Below are 14,604 nucleotides of genomic sequence, written 5' to 3' on the forward strand. Positions count from 1 at the left end.
CTGTCGTTTCATTCGCGCTCAACCTCTAATCCCACATTGGAACAGAGGTGTTGCGTCGACCGGTTGAATTCGCCGCTTCCCACCGTCAATGCTTGCCAGTTGCCGCCAGACCGTTATGTCTGAGTGGTCCAACCGGGGGAGTGTCGTTAGCGGGGTTTCCCCGTTGTTGGCATGTAGAAGAGGCCCGGGCATCGCACCGCTATACGAAGTGGACCAGCAGTCATTCATCCAGCCTCGCGCTTCGCGCTCACCCGTGAGGCAAAACTAAAACCCATCGCTGAATCTACATCCTACGTTCGTGCTTGCTGCCTGCTTCAATTCACCACCGCTAGCAGACCTGTCGTCGGGCACGAAGTGCCAGGACGGATGCATGACTGCTGTTCCACTCCGTACAGCGGTGCGACGTGCGCGCCTCGTCTACATGCCAACAACGATGAAACCCCGCTAACGACACTCCCCCGGTTGGACCACTCCGAGGGAACGGTCTGGCGGCGACTGGCAAGAACTGGCGTTGTGAAGCTGCTTTCTTTGCTTACTTTCTTTGCAGCAGCAAAGAAAGTGAGTCCCGCCCCGGACAGGGGCAGAGCAAATAAACCAAAATCAAAACAAGTTCTACAGAAGCCCAAGCGCATCAAACGGTGTAAACACGAACCCACCCCACCCCAACCCAACCCAACCCCAACCCAAGCGCCAGCGGTCAGACCTCTCAGGCTCGTCTCGCGCTGTCGTTGCCGCTCACGCGAATCGCGGGAAACCGATCCGTCGGCCGTGCGATTTCGTCTTGCGAAGCGACGATCTCTAGTTCATACCGGCCGGCGTCATACGTTGCCCTGACCACCGCATTCACCGCCGCAAGCGTGTGCTCCAGCGCATTGCGCAACGAATCGCCAAGCAGCGTGCGCGCCACGAAAACCGCGCTCGTCAAATCGCCGACGCCCACCGGCTGCCGCGCGAACGGATACAGGGGCCGCTGCGCGAACCACGCCTCTGTCGCGCTGACCACCAGCATGTTGAACGTATCGGCGCGGCTGTTGCGGTCGATCAGATGCTTCACGAGCACGAAGCGCGGCCCGCGCCCGATCACCTCCCGGCACGCGTCCACCGCATCCTCGACCGTCTCGATCGTCCGTCCGACGAGTTTTTCCAGTTCGACGTGATTGGGCATCATCGCGTCGGCGAATTCCGGCATCGTGGTGACGAGGAAGTCCAGGATGGCGGGTTCGACGGTGCAACCGCCCGTTGCGCCCATGACCGGGTCGCAGAAAAAAAGCGCCCGCGGATTCACGGCCTTGATCGTCTTCACGATCTCGATCACCGCGCGCGCCTGCTCGATCGCGCCGAGAAAGCCCGACAGCACCGCGTTGCAGCGCGCGAGCATGCCGATCGCCCCGATTCCATCGATCACGTTCTGAAGCTCGTCGGCGTCGAACACGCTGCCGGTCCAGCGGCCGTACTGCGTGTGATTGGAGAATTGCACCGTGTTGAGCGGCCAGACGTTCACGCCGAGTCGGCGCATCGGGAAGACCGCCGCGCTGTTGCCGGCGTGCCCGAAAACTACATGCGACTGGATACTGAGGACGTTGTTCATGATCTCTTCCGGGACGTGGACGGCGCCCTGCCAAAACGGGATTCGGTCGATTAAAACGCTCACGCCGCGAGGCGCGAGCGGCTTTAAGCAGGCGATTCAGGTATGTGATTCAAGGGAAGCGCGAGAGGCGGAAAGGGAAACCAGGCCAGCCCGACGCTTCAGGCCTATTGTGCCGTGCCTCGACGCACTGCGGCATTCCCTGCTAGCGATTAATTGCAAACTAAGCGTGATTGGGGCTGTAGTGCGCTTCCGTGGTGCGCAAATGGTCGCGCCTTTGCAACACCTGGTCTCCGACGGCATGACAATTGCTCGCACGCCTGATCGATTGAGCATTGCGCGGCGACCTCGCGGCCCGGAAGACGCAAACGCGCGGCAGTTTCGCCGCGCGAAAAAATCGAATATTGCCGGCACACTATTTCGGCTACGCGCCGGATAATGCTCGGACGCGCGCCTGCGGGGCGTGCCAACCTTCATACAACACATACGACATTAGCGGGCGATCAAAAGACGGACGAACATCAATAACCGAAAGCCAAATCAGGAGGCTGGAATGGAGACGCTGGCAAAGAATCGCACCGATTTGCAGAAGTCCACACTCGCTATTGTTCTCGCCGGCGGGCGCGGCACCCGGCTCGGGCCGCTCACCGACAAACGCGTGAAACCCGCCGTCCACTTTGGCGGCAAATACAGGATCATCGACTTCGCGCTGTCCAACTGCCTGAATTCCGGTATCCGCCGCATTGCCGTCGTGACGCAGTACAAGGCGCATTCGCTATTGCGCCACCTCCAGCGCGGCTGGGGCTTCCTGCGCGGCGAGTTCAACGAGTTCATCGATATCTGGCCGGCGCAACAGCGCGTCGATTCGAGCTGGTATCGCGGCACCGCCGACGCTGTGTTCCAGAACCTCGACATCATCCGTTCGATCGCGCCGGAGTTCGTCGTCGTGCTGGCGGGCGACCACATCTACAAGATGGATTACACGCGCATGGTGCTCGATCACGTCGAGAGCGGCGCGGACTGCACGGTCGGCTGCATCGAGGTGCCGCGCATGGAGGCGGTCGCGTTCGGCGTGATGCACGTGGACGCGGATCGCCGCGTCACGGCTTTCCTGGAAAAACCCGCCGATCCGCCCGCGATGCCCGGCAAGCCCGACATCGCGCTCGCGAGCATGGGCATCTACGTGTTTAACGCGAAGTACCTGTTCCAGCTACTCGAAGAGAACATCGCGGCGTCGAATACCGATCACGACTTCGGCAAGGACATCATCCCGCGCGTCGTGACGAGCGGCCGCGCGATCGCACATCCGTTCGGCATGTCGTGCGTGACGTCGGAAACCGATCCAAACGCGCCCGCCTATTGGCGCGACGTCGGCACCGTGGATGCCTACTGGGCCGCGAACCTCGACCTCGCCTCGACGATTCCGGAACTCGACCTCTACGACCGCAAGTGGCCGATCTGGACCAACCAGGAGCAGCTTCCGCCCGCCAAGTTCGTGCGCGACCTGAACGGACAGCAGGGCGAGATCACGAACCTGCTCGTGTGCGGCGGCTGCGTGATTTCCGGCTCGCACGTGTCGAAATCGGTGCTTTCGTCGGCGGTGCGGGTGCATTCGTTCTGTAACATCGATGAGGCAGTATTGTTGCCGCAGGTGACGGTCGGACCGAATTGCCGCCTGACGCGGGTCGTGGTCGACCGCGGCTGCACTGTGCCCGAAGGGCTCGTGATCGGCGAGGATCCCGAGGACGACGCCCGGCGCTTCTTCCGCACCGAGACCGGCATCACGCTCGTCACGCAGGAGGCGCTGCGACGGCTTGGGTAAAGACAGCGGCAAGGTCCGCACACGATCAATAAAAAGCAATCGACGGGAGCGCCGATGACCGTTTGCGTGCTGCATGTCGCAGCTGAGATGTATCCGCTGTTGAAAACCGGCGGACTCGCCGATGTCGTGGGCGCGCTGCCGCCCGCTCAATCGCAATTGGGCACGGACGCGCGCGTGATCCTGCCGGCGTTTCCGGCGGTGCTCGCGGGCTTGTCCGGCATCAAGCCGGTCGCCGACCTCGGCCACGCGTTCGGCGCAGGCGAGGTGCGGCTCGAGCGCGGCGTGCTGGAGCCGAACGGCGTGGTGGTGTACGTCGTGCGGGCCGATACGTTCTACGACCGCCCGGGCAATCCGTACCTCGACGCCTCGCATCATCCGTACGCCGACAGCGACCGCCGCTTCGCCCTGCTGGGCTGGGCGGCGGCGCGCGTCGCGACGGGCGCGGACCCGGACTGGAAGCCGCACATCCTGCACGTTCACGACTGGCACGCGGGCCTCGCGCCCGCGTATCTGCGCGCGTTCGAGCGATCGAGCGGCACCCGGCGCGTGCCGTCGGTGATGACGGTGCACAACCTTGCCTACCAGGGTGTCTTTCCGGCTGCGCATTTCGGCGTGCTGCAACTGCCGCACGATTTCTACGCGGTCGATGGCGTCGAGTTCTACGGGCATGTGTCGTTTCTGAAGGCGGGGCTGTACTTCGCCGAGCGCATCACCACCGTCAGCCCGACCTACGCGCGCGAGATCCAGACGCCGCACCACGGCGCGGGCTTGCACGGCCTGCTCCAGACGCGTTCGCACGATATCAGCGGCATCCTGAACGGCGTCGATTACTCGGTGTGGAATCCGTCGACCGACACGACGATCGACACGCGCTACACGGCAGCGAAGCCCGGCGGCAAGGCGAAGTGCAAGGCGGCGCTGCAGGAGCGGCTGGGGCTCGAGCGCAACGAGGACGCGTTGCTGTTTGGCGTCGTGAGCCGTCTGACGGAGCAGAAGGGGCTGGACCTGCTGCTGTCCGCGATACCGGACATCGTGCAGCGCGGCGGGCAGCTCGCGGTCCTCGGCACGGGCGACCCGGCACTCGAAACCGGCATGAAGAACGCGGCGGCGGCACATCCGGGCGCGGTGGCGGTGGAACTGGGTTTCGACGAGACGCTGTCGCATTCGATCATCGCGGGCAGCGACATCGTGATGGTGCCGTCGCGCTTCGAGCCTTGCGGGCTCACGCAGTTATATGCGCTCGCTTATGGCTCGCTGCCGCTCGTGCACCGGGTGGGCGGGCTGGCGGATACGGTCGTGGATTCGTCGCTGGAAAATCTCGCGGACGATCTTGCGACGGGTTTCGTCTTTGATGCGTTCGAGCGGTCGAGCATTGTTGCCGCGATCCGGCGGGCTTTTGCGCTGAAGGGGCGCCGGGCGGACTGGAAGGCGGTGGTGCGCCGCGCGATGACGCAGAACTTTGGTTGGGAGGCGGCGGCGCTGGAGTATGCGGAGGTTTATCGGGGGTTGGTCGGGGAGTGATGGGAGGGCGCTACCTGCCGGAGGCCCTTTCAAGATGGTCAAATTTGACGTTCGACGGCCCGCAAATGCGGATCGACCCAACTGGACCTGCATTGGGTCGCCGCGAATTGACATTGTTCAATTTTGGATTCGAAGCTCATTAGTCCGATTTGGAATCCGATAAAATCGAAAATCGCAAGGTTATCGGACGGAAGGTGAATGGCGATTGAGCTGAAAGCGGATTCGTGGCGTCGCTACATGCTGTATCGAAGCGGCGAGCGATACATGACGTTCGAACCCGAAGAGAAGCGAAAAGAAGCGGTCGAAGCGGGCAAGAAATTCACGGCGTCGGCCTATGCCGATGCGTGGGCCAAGGATGCGGAGTTGGTCAAGCGCGTGCGTGCCTTCCTCGGCGAGAATTTCCACTGGCATCAACGGCTTGCCAAAGTCGGCGCCGATTTGGACGTTGTGCAGACGCTGATGGACATGGTGCGCGGCGGGAGCGTTGTCGTGATTCCGGAGAAGCCGGTGTTCAGCGCAGGCGATGCCGCGTGGCCGCCGAAGAAACCCGCATCGTCGTCGTTCTGGGGCGTCGAAAACTACGATCCGCCACGCTACGCGAGCGTACAGGAACGGTATCCGGCGCAGATCGCGGAACTGCAGGCGAACGAAACGCCCTGGTCCGAAATCGAGGCGATGAACGACAGCATCAACCAGAAGTTCATGCACGCTGCGGTTCTGATCGATCCTCTAGGTATGTTGCCCACGTTCGCTCGCGCGGGCTGGATCAGCAAATACGGTCTGCCCGATCTTTCGACCTGGGGGCAAGACGCCGATACGAACGACGACACTGACACGCTCAAAGACGGCACGTCCGGCGACGCTGGAGAAGGTGACGCTTCGCCCCGGCTCGACGATGCGCAGCCGTTCGAATACAGCGAAGCGGCGATAGGCGGCGAAACGGAAGATCTGGCCGCGAGCACGAATAATCCGAAATTCGCAGCGAAAATGCTGGGATATAGCAGTCAGGAATTCCGGGATATGGTTCACAGGTTCAAGAAGCAACTCGGTATCGGCGCAGCAGATGATCTTGAATGGCACGACAACGGCGACGTCTACCACAAGGATATCTACCTCGACAATTTTCACGACTACACCGATTAACACGTTTGAACCATGACCAATAATGCTCTCGCGCACGCAAGCCTGACGATTACGGGCGAGCAAGTTTCGCCCGACTTCTGGACATCCTATTTTGATGTGGAACCTGACATTGCACTTGTCAAGGGTGCGCCGATCAAGGGGCCATCAGGAAAAGGCTTCGTGCAAAGGCGGTTAGGTGTGTGGGGCGTCGACAGCGAATCAGCGATTCACAGCGACCTGCTCGAACCGCATCTGAGGTTTCTGATCAAGCGGCTTGGGCTTCCACGCCCCGGCCTTCGCGCGCTTGTAGAACAAACTGGGGCAAAGATACGCTTCTTCTGTTTTTGGGTGAACCAGACCGGCGACCGTATACCGGACGTGCCCGACGACATAAGGGTGATGATGGAATCCCTCGGTGGCGTAATCGAGATCGACGAATACAAATAGAGCAAGGCACCGCTGCAGCGGCTCGTCGGCGCGGCGTCCATCAGGTCTCTTGCGATTACTTGCTCGACAAGCTTTCTGCACGTGGCCGCTGATTGGACGTCGCCAACTGTCGATAATGTCGGTTCGCGGCGACGCAATGCTGCTTGGCGCGGTTGACTCACGCCTCAATTTTTAATAAATCCGTCGGTTACAAACCCAAACCGCCACGAAAGCCGCCGCGTCGCGGCAAGCAGCCGTTGCGCAAGCGTGCCCCGAGGATCGCTGTCGAACCCTCCGGACGATCCGATCACCGCAACCACGAGACACACATTCCCCGTGTGATCGAACACCGGCGCCGCAAGCGTGTGAATACCCGGCACGGGCGTGCCGAGCGCGGAGTCGAATCCGTCGTCCCTGATCGATGCGAGTCGCGCCCGATATCCGTCATCGGGCATACCTGCCTCGAACACCTCCCCGGCAAGCCGGATACCATCCTGCTGCAACAAGCGCGAAAGCACATCCCCCGCGAGATGCGCCGCGAACACGCGCCCGATCGCCGTGTTGACGAGCGACATCACCGTGCCGATCCGCAAGCTCACATGCTGCGGCCGCGCCGATTCCTCCAGCCGCACGACGGTCGGCCCGAGCGGCCCGAGCGCCGCCGCCGCGACGCTCATTCCGGTCTCGGCGGCGAGGGCGGCGATTTCCGGCTCGGCATCGCGGATGGGCGAGAGCCGCTGCAGCGCGATCAGCCCAAGTTCAAGGCTCAGCGGACCCGCTTCGAACAGGCCGGCGGCGTCGCGGTTCAGCAGCCCGATCTTCACGAGGCTCACCAGATGCGGAAACGCCTTCGCGGCCGGCATGCCGGCGGCTGCGGCGAGATCGCGCAACGAAAGCGGCCGACCCGCGCCCACGAGCGCAAGTAGCAGCTCGCCGGTGTTGTCGAGGGCGTTGATGCCGCGCTGCGGCTTGGTGTCGTCGTCGGGTGCGGGAAAGGTCATGAGCTCAGAGAAGTTTGGCGATGTCGCCTGCCGTCGCAAACAACGCGCGCGCGACGGGGCCGTCCCACGCGACATCGATCGACCCCGACGGCCCGATCACCGTCAGCGCCAGTTGCATGCGCTTGCCTGCATCGAAAACCGGCACGCTCATGCTGCTGATGCCGGGGCTCGGCGCATCGATGCCGCGCTCGATGCCGCGCGCGCGGATCTCGGCGAGATGCGCGTTGAAATCTGCATCGAAATCCGCGTCGGGACGGGCAGCGTCATGCTGGTTCGCGAGCATCGCGGCGACTTGCGCGGCATCGTGGAACGCACGAAAAACGCGTCCAGTGGCGGTGCCCGACAGCGACATCACCGTGCCGACGTGCAGGTTCACATGCAGCGGGAAGCCGCCGCGTTCGTAGCGCACGATGGTCGGCCCCTGCGGACCGCCGACACACACCGCGACGCTGAATCCCGTCGACTCGGCGAGCGCCGCGACATGCGGCACGGCCACGCGGTAAGCACTTTGCTGTTCGAGGTGCAGCAGGCCGAGCCGAAGCGCCAGCGGACCCGGCTCGTAGTTGCCGGTGAGTGCGTCGCGCTTGACGAGCCCGAGCCGCGTCAGGCTGACGAGATACGTATGCGCCTGCGCCGACGGCAATTGCGCGGCGTCGGCGAGGACGCCGAGCGCGAGCGGCGTGCGATGGCGCGCCAGCGCATCGAGCAGCCTTCCGCCCACTTCGACGCTCTGAATCCCGCGTTGCTTTTTTTCTGGCGCGTCCGGCGGCGCGCCGTTTGTCGATCGCTGAACCAAGAAAGTCCCGGTATTGGCAAGAGTCTGAGAAAGGGAGATGGTAGCCGACACGCGCTGGAAACCACCAACCCCGCCGCTGACCCGGCGTTTACCCGGTGTTTGCATATAACAATCATACTTGCTGTTGACAAATATCCGGGGCGAGGCGACCATGACGCATCCCCACAGTCGTCGCAACGGAGACACACATGGCAAAGGCATTCGCATCCCAGGCTGACCTGGAAGAAAAGAAGATCACCTTCACGCAGCTTTCGGAAAACGCGTACGCCTACACGGCGGAAGGCGATCCGAACTCAGGCGTGATCATCGGCGACGACGGCGTGCTGATCGTCGACACCACCGCGACGCCCGCGATGGCGCAGGACCTGATCGCGAAGATCCGCAGCGTCACCGACAAGCCGATTAAGTACGTCGTCCTCTCGCATTACCACGCGGTGCGCGTGCTGGGCGCGTCGGCGTATTTCGCGGAAGGCGCAGAGCAGGTGATCGCGAGCCGCGGCACGTATGAAATGATCGTCGAGCGCGGCGAGCAGGACATGAAGTCGGAGATCGAGCGTTTTCCGCGCCTGTTCGCCGGTGTCGAGACGGTGCCGGGCCTGACGTGGCCGACGCTCGTGTTCGAGAAGGAAATCACGCTGTGGCTCGGCAAGCTCGAAGTGAAGATCGCGCATCTCGGCTCGGGTCACACGAAGGGCGACACGGTCGTGTGGCTGCCGTCGCAGAAGGTGCTGTTTTCGGGCGATCTCGTCGAATACGACGCGGCCTGCTATTGCGGCGACGCGCAACTCGAACAATGGCCCGCCACACTCGAAGCCCTGCGCGCGCTTGACGCCGAGAAACTCGTGCCCGGACGCGGCCCGGCGCTGCTGTCGCCCGCCGACGTGAACAAGGGCATCGACTACACCAAGGACTTCGTCACGACGCTGCTCCAGGCGGGCCGCGAGGCCGTCGAGGAAAAGCTCGACCTGAAGCGCGCGATGGAACATACGCGCAAGACGATGGACCCGAAGTTCGGCCACGTCTTCATCTACGAGCACTGCCTGCCGTTCGACGTCTCGCGCGCCTTCGATGAAGCGAGCGGCATCACGCATCCGCGCATCTGGACCGCGCAACGCGACAAGGAAATGTGGACCGCGTTGCAGGACTGATTCCCGCGTTTGATCCAATCAAAAGCGAGCGGCGCCCGCCGCTCGCCGTCCGTCTTCAATTCAAGCACGGCGCGAAAAGACGCCGATCCCATCCTGTTCCTGGAGTGAGACATGTCGAAGCCGATCAGTACGGCGGCGGTCCCCGTGACCGCCGCCGCGGATGACGACGACCTGCTGTTCCGCAAGGTCGCGTGGCGCATCATCCCGTTCTTGTTTCTTTGCTACGTGGTGTCGTTTCTCGACCGCATCAACATCGGCTTCGCGCAGCTGCAAATGAAGCACGACCTCGGTTTCAGCGACGCGATGTACGGCCTCGGCGCGGCCGTCTTCTATATCGGCTACGTGATGTTCGAGGTGCCGAGCAACCTGCTGCTCGCGAAGTACGGCGCGCGCCGCACCTTCACGCGGATCATGCTCCTGTGGGGACTGGCGTCGGTCGGCATGATGTTCGTCTCGACACCGGGGCACTTTTACCTGCTGCGTTTCATGCTCGGCGTGTTCGAGGCGGGCTTCTTCCCCGGCATCGTGCTCTACCTGACTTACTGGTTTCCCGCGAGCCGGCGCGCGGCGGCGCTGTCGGTGTTCTTTGCGGGCGTCGCGGTGGCGGGCGTGTTCGGTGGACTCTTCTCCGGCTGGATCATGCGCGACATGGGCGGCGTGCTCGGCCTCTTCGGCTGGCAGTGGATGTTCGCGATCGAAGGCGCGCCCGCGGTGCTGCTCGCGTTCGTCGCGCTCGGCTATCTCGTCGATTCGCCGCGTCACGCGAAGTGGCTCACGACGCGCGAACGCGATCGTCTGGAAACGCTGTGCGCCGACAGCCACGCTGCATCGAATGCGCACGATACGCGCGGCTTCCTCGCCTCGCTCCGCAATCCGCGCGTCTACCTGTTCGCGTTCATCTACTTTTCGCTGACGTGCGCGTCGCTTACGCTGAGTTTCTGGATGCCGCTGATGATCCGCGATTTCGGCATCAAGGACGTGGTTTCGGTGAGCCTCTACACGGTGGTGCCGAATGCGATCGGCGCGGTCGGCCTGATCCTGATCGCGCGCCGTTCGGATCGCGTGAAGGAGCGCCGCAAGCACTTCGCGTTCTGCACGATCGGCGGCGGCATCGCGCTCGCGGCGCTCACGCTGCACTTGCCGAGTTTCCCCGCGATGCTCGCGATTCTCTCGCTCGCCTGCGTGCTGATCTTCGCCGCGCTGCCGATCTTCTGGTCGGTGCCGCCGAGCTACCTGACGGGCAAGACGGCCGCGGCCGGCATCGCGTTCATCAGCAGCATCGGGATTACCAGCGGGATCGTGAGTCCGTGGGTCATCGGCCAGATCCGCACGACGACCGGCAGCATGGACCTTGCCGTCTATCTGCTCGCAGGGCTCCTGTTGCTGAGCGGACTTGCGCTGATGCTCGGCGTCGCGAAAGAGCCTGCCGGGCGCGCGTGATCGATCAGGCCGGACCGGCGCCCGCCATCGCGCGAAAATTTGCCGGAGTGGCGAACGCCAGGTAATCGGCCTGCATCTCGGCCGTCAGGCATTCGATCAGCGTGGTGTTGTCGATCCACAGTTCGATCACGTCGAAGAAGTGATCGCCCCGCGTGCAGCGAATCGCGCGCCATCCCTCGCGCGCGCCGATCGCGATCACTTCCTCCGCCGACAGCTTCGTCGCGACGGCCATGTGGAACGCGCTGTAGCGGGCCGGGGGCGCGTCGCCGGGCTGGAAGTCGGCGTCGCCGTCGCCCGGATGGAGGACGCGGTCGCTCGGATACACCTCGATGATCGTGCCGCGCTCGTCTCCCGCGACCGCCATCCACGAATCGGGGAAGGCGGGGAACGGCGCGACGAAGCCGCCCCAGAGTTCGGCGAGGACGCCCGCGACATGTTCCGGATGGCGGGCGGGAATGGATGCGTGGAAGATCATCGCGATGCTCCGTGGTTTTGCGATCGGTTGATGTGCCTTCGCTCTTGCATTTCGTAAGGTATCACTACCGATCGCCGGAAATCACGTTTGGTTTACCCGGTCACGCGAGTCCCTTTTTCCGCCAGTCGCTGGTAAAACAGCAGGTCGAGCTCGGGCGCGCGTCCGGTGAGGCCGGTGAGGATCGCGTGGGCTTGCCCGCGATGATGCGTCTGATGATTGAACCAGTGCGCGAGCGCCGGTGCGAGCGGCTGGACGAACACGTCCGGCGTCGAGACGCGCCGATAGCTGATCGTGCCGCCCAGCGCAGCGCCGTCGAGCGCGGTGATATAGCGGACGATGCGCGCGTCTTCCTGCTGGCGGGCGAGCGCGAGGTCGTCGAAGCGATCGAAGAGGATCGCGTCGAGTTGCGTGGGGGCGTCGCCGGTGCCGGTGAACCGCTGCATCCAGATGCGGTCGGTGGCGAGCAGATGATTCAGCGTGCCGTGCATCGACTTGAAGAACGCGCCGCGGTCCGCGCGGTAGTCGCCGTCCGGCAGTGAGCGTGCTGCTTCGTAAAGCCGCGTGTTCGCCCAGGCGTTGTAGCGGGCAAACATGTCGAAATGGTTTTTGAGCAAGTCGTGCACGGCGGGTCTCCGTGTGGGTGCTTGCCTCCGATGGTAATGCGTGGGGACGGTCGCTGGCGGGGCTTACGTCGTTCGCTGTGTTTTGCGCTTCCATGGAACGTGTTTTTCGATAAGCGCGCTACCCGAATTGCGTTGCATTGCAGCACAAAATTGCGCCGTTCATAATTGCGAGTCAAGTTCGCGAAAAATCCGTCGCGAGTCCTGCGGTGCGCTCGCCTGAAGCGCCGTCCGCGCGCTTCCGGGAGCCGACACTCATGCGCCGTTTGGACGACTTCCGCGTCTGGTCGACGGCCATGACCGGCCGACACGCCAGGGCATGGTCCGCGTTGCTTGCGGCGCTCGCGCGGCGGCGTCCGTCGTGGATGGTGTCGCTGGCTTTCGCGGAAGCGAACCTGTCCGAAGGGCTGCGGGCCGCATGCGCGTCCACGTCGATGCTGCTGCTCGGCAACTGGCTGCACCAACCGGAATTCTCGTACGCCGCGATCGGCGCGTTCTGGACGTGCCTCGCCGATGCCGCCGGCTCGAACCGCATGCGCTTCGCATCGATGTCGGCGTTCACGCTGCTCTCGACGCTCTGCGGCGGCCTGACCGCGTATGCATCCGGCCTCGGCGCCATGCCGGCGACCGCGGCGGTGCTGGTCTTCTCGACGCTCGGCGCGTCCGGCCGCATCTGGGGCGCGGCGGCGTCGCAAGTGGCGATCCTCGTGGCGACGGCGTGCGTCGTCATGGTCGACCGGCCGATTCACGGTGGCCTCGGAGAATTGCGCTTCCTGCTGCTCTATTTCATCGGCTGCGCGTTCGCGACGCTGCTCAGCTTCACCGTATGGCGCATCCATCCGTTCGGCCCGAGCCGCGCGGCGCTTCGCGCGGTGTATCTGCGGCTCGCGGACATGGCGCGCGACTGCGCCCGCCTGCTCGAAAGCGATAGCGTGGACGCCGCGCAATGGGCGTCTCACGCCGCCACGTTCAGAGGCCAGGCGCGCAGCACGGTGGAGGCGGCGCGCGCCGCGCTCGGCAAGATGCCTCCGGCCAGGACGGACCGGCGCCGCAGCTACAGCGACCTGCTCATCGCGTTTGCGAACAGCGAGCAGATTTTCGGCTACCTGATCGCGGTGAGCGACGCAAGCGAACGAGGCCGCGACACGCTGCCGAACCGGCGTCGCGCCGCACGCGCATTGAAGGGTTTCGCGGCCACGCTGCAGCGGATCGGCTCGCTCGTGACCGGCGAGACGCGCGCGCCGTCGACGGCCTTGCATGACCGCCTGCACACGCTCGGCAAGCGGCTCGACGCGGCCATCGGCGAGCGGACCTCACTCGACTTTTGCACGGAGCCCGCCGAGGTGGAAGCGGCGGAGGCACCGCTCAAGCACTGGCGCGCGGCGCTCCTCAACGTGCTGCAACGCGCCCGTGAGACGCTCAGGGAAAATGCGTCGATTGAATCGATCGGGATGCGGCATGCGGCGCGCGTCGGCGTCGCGACCACGCTTGCGTTCCTCATTGTCCGCGCGCTCCATGTCCCCTTTGGTTATTGGGCGACGATGGCGACGCTCCTGATCCTCCAGCCGTCGATCGCGACGAGCTGGCCGCGCAGCGTCGAGCGCGCGGCGGGAAGCGTCGTCGGCGCGCTGCTTGCGGCGGCGCTTGGATTGCTGGTCCACTCGCCGCTCGCGATCTCGCTGTTCGTCTTTCCGCTCGTCTGCGCGACGATGGCGTTGCGGCCTGTGAGTTATGCGCTCTTCGTGCTGTTCATGACGCCGACCTTCGTGCTGGTCGCCGACTTCGCATCGAACGGCGGTTCCGAATTCGTCGTCGCGGCGACGCGGCTCGGCAACAACGTGCTCGGCTGTGTGATCGCGCTGTCGGCGACGTTCCTGCTGTGGCCGAGCCGCGAGCCTGCCAGGTTCGACGACCGGCTTGCAGCCGCGATCGGCGCGAACCTGGCGTACCTCGCGGCGGCGCTCGCGCGGGCTCGCACGGACGACGCCGAAATCGACCGTCTGCGACGCGCGGCGGGTCTCGCGAGCAACAACGCGGAGGAAACGCTCGCGCGGCTGCGGCTCGAACGGATCAACACCTCCGCGACCGAAAAGCTCGGCTCGACGGCGCTAGCGCTATTGCGGCGAGTGGCAGGAACGGCCACGCGCGCGAGGCTCACTGGCGACGCGTCGACGACCAACGAGCGGCTGGTGGCGTGGGTGAGGGCGGTCGCGCACGCGCTCGACATGCGACTGAGCGCGAACGAAGACGCCGCGGCATTGCGCACGTTTCCGACGACGCGCCTCACGCGGCTGGAAGCGGACGTGGTCAATCAGGTGATGGTGCTGTCGGGCTTGCTGGAGCAGGGCGCGAGCGAGCGTTATGTGAAGCATGAAGGACAAGCGTAGCGATGTAGCGATAGGTTTCCGTACTACCTGACGGGTGAGCGCGAAGCGCGAGGCTGGATGAATGACTGCTGGTCCACTTCGTATAGCGGTGCGACGCCCGTACCTTTTCTACATGCCAACAACGAGGAAACCCCGCTAACGACACTCCCCCGGTTGGACCACTCCGAAGGAACGGTCTAGCGGCGCATGGCAAGGATTGGCGGTGGAAAGCTGCTTTCTTTGCTTACTTTCTTTGCAGCAGCAAAGAAAGTGAGTCCCGCC

12 protein-coding genes are annotated in these 14,604 nt (G+C 64.0%); 7 read left to right on the forward strand and 5 right to left on the reverse strand.

The window, feature by feature from the left end; genetic code table 11:
• Nucleotides 1-706: 706 nt before the first annotated feature.
• The gene (pdxY, locus tag AWB68_RS37815; protein ID WP_087649334.1) at nucleotides 707-1,588 is read right to left on the reverse strand and encodes a pyridoxal kinase PdxY; all 882 of its coding nucleotides are present in this window, start codon (nucleotides 1,586-1,588) and stop codon (nucleotides 707-709) included.
• Nucleotides 1,589-2,138: 550 nt separating this feature from the next.
• On the opposite strand from pdxY, the gene glgC reads away from it, so the two are divergent.
• From glgC to AWB68_RS37835, 4 genes are all read left to right on the forward strand, one after another.
• Nucleotides 2,139-3,407, forward strand: coding sequence for a glucose-1-phosphate adenylyltransferase (glgC, locus tag AWB68_RS37820; protein WP_087649335.1), 1,269 nt, complete (start codon nucleotides 2,139-2,141; stop codon nucleotides 3,405-3,407).
• 54 nt (nucleotides 3,408-3,461) lie between these two features.
• The gene (gene glgA / locus AWB68_RS37825; RefSeq protein ID WP_087649336.1) at nucleotides 3,462-4,928 is read left to right on the forward strand and encodes a glycogen synthase GlgA; all 1,467 of its coding nucleotides are present in this window, start codon (nucleotides 3,462-3,464) and stop codon (nucleotides 4,926-4,928) included.
• 198 nt (nucleotides 4,929-5,126) lie between these two features.
• Nucleotides 5,127-6,071, forward strand: coding sequence for a hypothetical protein (locus AWB68_RS50070; RefSeq protein ID WP_235028723.1), 945 nt, complete (start codon nucleotides 5,127-5,129; stop codon nucleotides 6,069-6,071).
• Nucleotides 6,072-6,083: 12 nt separating this feature from the next.
• Complete coding sequence (locus AWB68_RS37835; protein ID WP_087649337.1) at nucleotides 6,084-6,497, forward strand: DUF4279 domain-containing protein; 414 nt, start codon at nucleotides 6,084-6,086, stop codon at nucleotides 6,495-6,497.
• Nucleotides 6,498-6,661: 164 nt separating this feature from the next.
• Here the strand turns inward: AWB68_RS37835 and AWB68_RS37840 are convergent, their stop codons facing one another.
• Together AWB68_RS37840 and AWB68_RS37845 are read right to left on the reverse strand one after the other, a co-directional pair.
• Nucleotides 6,662-7,477 (reverse strand): IclR family transcriptional regulator, encoded by an 816-nt coding sequence (locus AWB68_RS37840; RefSeq protein ID WP_087649338.1) that lies wholly within the window; start codon nucleotides 7,475-7,477, stop codon nucleotides 6,662-6,664.
• A gap of 4 nt (nucleotides 7,478-7,481) precedes the next feature.
• Nucleotides 7,482-8,198 carry an IclR family transcriptional regulator gene (locus AWB68_RS37845; RefSeq protein ID WP_235028724.1) on the reverse strand — a complete coding sequence of 239 codons (717 nt, stop codon included), beginning with the start codon at nucleotides 8,196-8,198 and terminating at the stop codon, nucleotides 7,482-7,484.
• A gap of 263 nt (nucleotides 8,199-8,461) precedes the next feature.
• Here AWB68_RS37845 and AWB68_RS37850 point away from each other — a divergent pair, with 263 nt between their 5' ends.
• Both AWB68_RS37850 and AWB68_RS37855 read left to right on the forward strand, forming a co-directional pair.
• The gene (locus tag AWB68_RS37850; protein ID WP_087649340.1) at nucleotides 8,462-9,421 is read left to right on the forward strand and encodes an MBL fold metallo-hydrolase; all 960 of its coding nucleotides are present in this window, start codon (nucleotides 8,462-8,464) and stop codon (nucleotides 9,419-9,421) included.
• A 111-nt stretch (nucleotides 9,422-9,532) separates the two neighbouring features.
• Entirely contained in the window at nucleotides 9,533-10,861 is a 1,329-nt protein-coding gene (locus AWB68_RS37855; protein WP_087649341.1) for an MFS transporter, read from the forward strand.
• Between the two features lie 4 nt (nucleotides 10,862-10,865).
• On the opposite strand, the gene AWB68_RS37860 is transcribed toward AWB68_RS37855, so the two are convergent.
• Both AWB68_RS37860 and AWB68_RS37865 read right to left on the reverse strand, forming a co-directional pair.
• Nucleotides 10,866-11,336, reverse strand: coding sequence for a hypothetical protein (locus AWB68_RS37860; RefSeq protein WP_087649342.1), 471 nt, complete (start codon nucleotides 11,334-11,336; stop codon nucleotides 10,866-10,868).
• A 92-nt stretch (nucleotides 11,337-11,428) separates the two neighbouring features.
• Complete coding sequence (locus AWB68_RS37865) at nucleotides 11,429-11,959, reverse strand: DinB family protein (RefSeq protein ID WP_200828902.1); 531 nt, start codon at nucleotides 11,957-11,959, stop codon at nucleotides 11,429-11,431.
• A gap of 254 nt (nucleotides 11,960-12,213) precedes the next feature.
• Between AWB68_RS37865 and AWB68_RS37870 the strand changes: the two genes are divergently transcribed.
• Nucleotides 12,214-14,343 carry an FUSC family protein gene (locus AWB68_RS37870; RefSeq protein WP_235028725.1) on the forward strand — a complete coding sequence of 710 codons (2,130 nt, stop codon included), beginning with the start codon at nucleotides 12,214-12,216 and terminating at the stop codon, nucleotides 14,341-14,343.
• The last annotated feature ends 261 nt before the right edge of the window (nucleotides 14,344-14,604 follow it).

Origin of the sequence: Caballeronia choica (genome assembly GCF_001544535.1) — a bacterium.
In the GTDB taxonomy this organism is placed as follows: domain Bacteria; phylum Pseudomonadota; class Gammaproteobacteria; order Burkholderiales; family Burkholderiaceae; genus Caballeronia; species Caballeronia choica.